Source organism: Methanospirillum sp. (assembly GCF_028679455.1).
Taxonomy (GTDB): domain Archaea; phylum Halobacteriota; class Methanomicrobia; order Methanomicrobiales; family Methanospirillaceae; genus Methanospirillum.
The window spans coordinates 1-5,376 of record NZ_JAJRBM010000387.1; the positions used below are offsets into that span (position 1 = coordinate 1).

The following is a 5,376-nucleotide window of genomic DNA, read 5'->3' on the forward strand; positions in this document are numbered from 1 at the left end:
ATGCAGAAATATGCCTTTGAGAAAGATCGCAAAAAGGAACAGCAGGAATGCGATATAAACAATAATGAGGCTCCAGTTGAGTATAATGGGCTTAAACAATTCGATTTTGGTAACCAGAAAGGATCCAACCATGGGCAATGAAGCATATTGTACCAGAAGATCATAATACAACATGAGGGTGGTTATTGCAGATACAATCCCCAGCAGTGCCGCATAGATGATCAGAAGAATCACATACTGCTGATATGATTCAGTAAGCGTAGCATGTTTTAACCGTTCAAAAGTCGGACCCGGTTGCACCAGTAGTCCTTTTACATTTTGGAGCAACAACTCAAACATACATCTCAGTTTATGGATTAATATTTGAATTTTTCCCGGATACCCTGAAAAAAGGATCAGGAAGAGAACTCAATGGTATTTCTGCGCTACCGAATACTGGGGGCCGGTGGACTCCTGTACTCCTGCATTCGTGTGATCGTGCAATCGTGGAAGAAACCTCTCCTTATCCCCGTATCCACTTCACGATCCCGCTCATCTGACTTAAATGGTACATCGAAACTCCTGCCAGCGTAACCGGATCCACCACCAGTGTTCCATCCTCCTCTTCCTGAATCGATTCCATCACGATAGCTGCAAACTCAAGTGATGATTCAGCCAGTGAGATATACTGCCGGTAGAGCAGATAGAGACCTCCCCCGTTCAGTACTGCAAATCCCACTGATATGCCTGACAGTACTTCAGCAATCACAGGTTCCCTCCGTACCTGACCAGATCCTTCACCGTCAAATTCCCGGACACAAACCCGTGGCTTTCCAGCGTTCGGTTTTGGGAGTTCTGCGATCCCAGTAGTATCATACCGGTCCCGTTAACCTGGGAGGTCCCTGAAAGACCGGATCCGATAGTCCGGGATAGTTCATACCCACCAGGATCGATGATCCCTGACAGATACATCGATGCATCATTCGTTGTCTGATCTTGGGTATGGTCAAAAAATACACACAATTCATTGATCCCGGGTTGATGCAGGATTGCAGAAGCATATTCGGAGAGCAGTACCGGCCCTGCTCCCCGGACCGTGAGATCAGTGTTCAACTCATCTGATCCTGAAACTGTTCTGCTCACCTGAGAAGAATCGAGTGCCATGGTCCGGGATGCAAACGATCCGTTTTCATCTGATCCTGATGTCGCAAGCATCACCGAACCATCGGTGGTAATGGTGGTTGCCAGATAATCAGCTCCCATAAGCCCGACACCCAGGAGACAGATCACTCCGGTAAGCATTTTCCATCCGTTCATTTTCCCCTGATAAAAGAGGGTGATCAGGCCAGGATAGCCACCGTGTCAGCCCAGGTCTCGATAGTGGTCAGTATTGCATCAGCCTCATACCCGGAGACGGTTACACTATCACGTTTGAATGTGACATTGTAGTTCTCGCCACTGGATGCATGACATTTCAGGGTGCAACTGAAAGAGTCCTCCGAACTGTCATGGGATGCAGTCCCTCCCATAGCAGTGCTGATCGCGGTGGTTGCTATGATGGTACTGATGTCGGTGTTAAAGGCTGCCGAGGTAGGAGCCCTGACCGAGATCTGCCCAACAGTCTTTGCTTCCGTGTTTTCGTAGACTACCTTACCTGAGTAGTACTCAGATCCCCGAACCACTCCGGCTACGGTTGCACCGTTGGAGGTATATGATATACATCCCCACGGGTTGTTCTCGATGACGTCCTGGACAAGTGCCAGGAAGTTTGCCACGGTATCAATCGCGGTAGTCAGTGTCCGTCCCGCTGACTTGGTTACTGATTTGGTTGTAAAGTCTGCCATGTTTTGTTCCAGCCACGTATGTTGTGGCTGATCAGAACATCGATGGGTAGGTAATAAGGGTTTGAACGGAGTGAAAAACGGATGGCATAGCATTACGAAGATCAAGAATGGAGGAATTTGAAATACTATTTTTTGAAATTACCGGCAATTGGGATGAATAAATATCTGAAACGTATCCATCTCAATCTGAATACCGTCGATTCCTGACCTTTTCGTCTGGCAGGTTCTGTGGTCCGCACATGAAGAACGGTTCCTATCCCTGTCAGGCTTCGGGTACCGGGCAGGGCCGCAGGATATTGTGATTCGGTGGTAATATCAGGACCCTGAAGCGAGATGACGGATACGGGTAGAAGAGCGAAAAGAGAGATGCCGGGGATCTCAGTTTTATATCCGGATATCACTTGAGATATCGAGTTGTTTTCTCACCGAATATGTCAACAGAGCAACAAACACTCCGAGGAATCCTGCTACGATGAATACCGTGTAAAGGTCTGAATACAGGAGAATTTCCCCCATAATTACCGGAGATACCGTCATTCCTATGTATTTCATACAAGTATGGAGTGAGAGTATGCCTCCCCTTGATGGTGCAGGAGATACGTTCACAATCTGAACATCGATAGCGGTCTGGGCAAGTCCATATCCTGCTCCGAACAGTAACAACAACACAATTACCGCGAAAAGTGAATGCATCCATGAGATCGCGATTAATGATATCCCTACGAGGACAAAACCTGCAATAATAATCCGGGTCACTGAAAATCTCTCGGTCAGGGTATTAACCCGGGATGCCATGAAAATAACCGCAATCCCTTCAATACCCAGCATCAGACCGGATTCTCCTGATCCAAACCCAAATACATTCTTGACCATAAAGGGGACATAGATAACCAGGGAGAACAACAGGAAGTAGATTGCAAAACCCAGAAAAATCGTAAATAGTACCGGAAGTTGTTTGAGAACGGTGAAGACTTCACGTATTCCCCGGTCATTACCGCACTCTTTCTGAATACGTGTCTCCGGAAGATATACTAGTACGAGGAGTGCGAAGGGGAGTGAAAGTGCATAGAACAGGAACGGATAATTCCATCCGATCATAGCGAGTCCTCCTCCGATAAGGGGGGCAGAGATCGCACCAAGAGCAAGAGACATACTCACTCTGCTGATCGGTTTCACGCTTTCACGACCGGGATACACATCACCAATGATGAGCAGGGCCAGGATTGTCATACCTGCCACTCCACTACCCTGTATAAACCTCAAAGCAAGCAGCAGCTGAAAATCAGAAACAAAATAACTCAAAAAACCGGTCAGACCATATATCACCAGACAGGGTACCAGGATCTTTTTACGGTTTACCTGGTCGATGAAATGACCGATAACAAGGGTACATATCGCTGTTGCGAGGGCATACACCGACATGAGCAGGCCAACGTTATGGGTGGTGGTATGCAAAGGCTCTACCATCTCAGGCAGTGCGGGTGCGATGAGGGCTCCGCCGGCCATAGCAAGAAATGCAGTAATACACAGTACGAGCACGTGACTATTTTTAAATTCCATGATTTTTCCGATTATGTTTCCATGATGTGAGATACATTTTCTATCATATCCCCAAACGTATGTGCGATCAATTCCTTTTGATCCGCATCCAGACCAGACAAGAGGATTTCCTCCCATCCAAGAGCGATTTTTCGAATTTCCGGTTCTATCACTCTCGCCTTCGCAGTCAGAAAGACGCGATATGCACGTCTGTCTTCTTCGTCCCTCTGTCTGAATACATAGCCTTCATCGACCAGTTTCTGTATAGCCCTTGTCACCGTTGCTTTATCCACTTTTATGATCTGGGCGAGGGACTCCTGATTGATTCCATCCTGTGCAAAAAGGGGCATTAACAGGTAGAACTGCCCGGATCCAATATGATATGATTCAAGTTCCGTGTCAAGGTATATCTTTCCGTACCGGTAGAGAAATGAGATGATCTTTCCAAGGAATTCGTTATTGTTCATCGGTGTTCCTTATGCTCATGTCCCGGTTTTGATGTGTGGAAAAGATCAGCATCTTACTGTCATCCTGATATCGCCAAGATAGTTGCAAGCGCAACTTTATTACTTTTCATCCGTTTAACTTATAGTTGTCGTTGCAACGATGTAGGATGAGACCGGGATAGAACTTACAAAAAAGATTTTAGTAATTATTTAGGATATTGAGGAGAACATTCATCCTTCTACAGGACAAGGGTTCTTCTGAATAACCTGATATTTTCTCACATCAAGGAGTGTGCCCTGATTTTGTATTTCTTCGGCCATGTGATAGAGACTTTTCGCGACCTTCCCATCAATGTAATCCTCGCCGCAGATTTCACAAATTTCTGCCGGTACATCCCGCATAACCAGAGTAAAATCATCACGGGTCAGAAGTACTGAAGTTACTCCGGGTTTTGTGTCGCCTCGTTTACACATTGCACATTTCATAATTTTCTCCTTGTTTTTCCGGATTCAAAATGATGTTCATCAGGTTCATATGTAGTGATTACTATAATCTCATCGGTATCCTTGTTAATTGCTGCGACGATATGTAACATCCTGGAACCAACGTACCCACATAAGAGGACACTTGGAAATGGGTAATCATCAGGATAATTTTCGATTATGTGCCCATTATGAATAATATCTTCAACATTTTTCATTACGATTGTATGTTTGGTCCCATACCGAGGGCATCGTTCAGAATCGATCTGTGTTAAGACAACTATCTTGAACGAATGTACTTTAAAAGAGGAGGAAAGATTACGAAAAGCAGAGTGATGTCGTTGTCCGACTCACGGTATAAAAATGCATTGCATTTTTATTACAACATTATGCCTGTAAGGGAGTGATCAACCAGGTGGTACTGTTTGAGTAACTGTATTTCTCTATGGTAAATTCCTGGCAGGTTTCAGCCAGTATTCCCATGTTGGTCCCGACTTCTTTGGATGAAAGCCCGGTCTCCCTGGCGATATACTTTGATTTAAAGAAGCTCTTCCCTTCTTTTACCCGGGTTTCCAGATAATTGATAAGGCACATCTGTCTTTCGTTGTAGTTGGTTCTGATGGTATCGTTGATGAACATAATAACCTCAATATATGGAATCAGTGTTTTGTAGGAGGAAACCAGCCGCAGAGCGGCTGGTATGTGTGTGTTGGATCTGTGTAGTGTAACGAGAAAGTGGAGCAACCCCTGCTGAGGAAGGTTGTTCCGGTGTAATGAGTGGAGGCAACGAATGTAGGAGGACATGTTGAACGCAACTCATATACGGTGCACAGAACCTGCAGGTTTATTCCGGGTTTGCCGGAGAACCTTGAGCAGGTTGCTGTGTGACATACTCTCGTTGCATGAAACCGGATATAAGGATGATAGGTAAAACTGATGGAGAATAGTTAGAAATCCATTGTGAGGGTCGCTTAATTTTATTTCCTGGTTTCGTCTGGTTATGATGTCAGGTACGTGAAATCAACGATGGCAGGATTGTTGCATCCGGTTTACCCAGGTAATGATGATCAGAAAAAAAGTCGAAA

9 protein-coding genes are annotated in these 5,376 nt (G+C 45.4%); all 9 read right to left on the minus strand.

The window, feature by feature from the left end:
• A partial coding sequence (locus LUQ50_RS13150; protein ID WP_300040395.1) for a hypothetical protein occupies nt 1–339 on the minus strand: 339 nt, incomplete at its 3' end.
• Between the two features lie 163 nt (nt 340–502).
• Nucleotides 503–748 carry a hypothetical protein gene (locus LUQ50_RS13155; RefSeq protein ID WP_300040396.1) on the minus strand — a complete coding sequence of 82 codons (246 nt, stop codon included), beginning with the start codon at nt 746–748 and terminating at the stop codon, nt 503–505.
• Nucleotides 745–1,296, minus strand: a complete 552-nt coding sequence (locus tag LUQ50_RS13160; protein WP_300040398.1) for a hypothetical protein — start codon at nt 1,294–1,296, stop codon at nt 745–747. The genes LUQ50_RS13155 and LUQ50_RS13160 overlap by 4 nt, the downstream gene beginning before the upstream one ends.
• 23 nt (nt 1,297–1,319) lie before the next feature.
• Nucleotides 1,320–1,823 (minus strand): hypothetical protein, encoded by a 504-nt coding sequence (locus LUQ50_RS13165; protein ID WP_300040400.1) that lies wholly within the window; start codon nt 1,821–1,823, stop codon nt 1,320–1,322.
• 384 nt (nt 1,824–2,207) lie between these two features.
• Nucleotides 2,208–3,383: an MFS transporter gene (locus LUQ50_RS13170; protein WP_300040402.1), complete on the minus strand. Its 1,176-nt coding sequence runs from the start codon at nt 3,381–3,383 to the stop codon at nt 2,208–2,210.
• A gap of 11 nt (nt 3,384–3,394) precedes the next feature.
• Entirely contained in the window at nt 3,395–3,829 is a 435-nt protein-coding gene (locus LUQ50_RS13175) for a MarR family winged helix-turn-helix transcriptional regulator (protein WP_300040404.1), read from the minus strand.
• Nucleotides 3,830–4,039: 210 nt separating this feature from the next.
• Nucleotides 4,040–4,294, minus strand: a complete 255-nt coding sequence (locus LUQ50_RS13180; protein ID WP_300040406.1) for a type II toxin-antitoxin system MqsA family antitoxin — start codon at nt 4,292–4,294, stop codon at nt 4,040–4,042.
• On the minus strand, nt 4,291–4,509 hold the full coding sequence (locus tag LUQ50_RS13185; protein ID WP_300040408.1) for a DUF4258 domain-containing protein: 219 nt from the start codon (nt 4,507–4,509) through the stop codon (nt 4,291–4,293). The genes LUQ50_RS13180 and LUQ50_RS13185 overlap by 4 nt, the downstream gene beginning before the upstream one ends.
• Nucleotides 4,510–4,678: 169 nt before the next feature.
• Nucleotides 4,679–4,930, minus strand: coding sequence for a hypothetical protein (locus LUQ50_RS13190; RefSeq protein WP_300040410.1), 252 nt, complete (start codon nt 4,928–4,930; stop codon nt 4,679–4,681).
• Between the last annotated feature and the right edge of the window lie 446 nt (nt 4,931–5,376).

Excerpts from the sequence above, each read along its gene's own strand:
- LUQ50_RS13160 (WP_300040398.1), bottom strand. The coding sequence starts at position 1,296 with ATGAACGGATGGAAAATGCTTACCGGAGTGATCTGTCTCCTGGGTGTC.
- LUQ50_RS13165 (WP_300040400.1), bottom strand. The coding sequence starts at position 1,823 with ATGGCAGACTTTACAACCAAATCAGTAACCAAGTCAGCGGGACGGACA.
- LUQ50_RS13170 (WP_300040402.1), bottom strand. The coding sequence starts at position 3,383 with ATGGAATTTAAAAATAGTCACGTGCTCGTACTGTGTATTACTGCATTT.
- LUQ50_RS13175 (WP_300040404.1), bottom strand. The coding sequence starts at position 3,829 with ATGAACAATAACGAATTCCTTGGAAAGATCATCTCATTTCTCTACCGG.
- LUQ50_RS13180 (WP_300040406.1), bottom strand. The coding sequence starts at position 4,294 with ATGAAATGTGCAATGTGTAAACGAGGCGACACAAAACCCGGAGTAACT.
- LUQ50_RS13185 (WP_300040408.1), bottom strand. The coding sequence starts at position 4,509 with ATGAAAAATGTTGAAGATATTATTCATAATGGGCACATAATCGAAAAT.
- LUQ50_RS13190 (WP_300040410.1), bottom strand. The coding sequence starts at position 4,930 with ATGTTCATCAACGATACCATCAGAACCAACTACAACGAAAGACAGATG.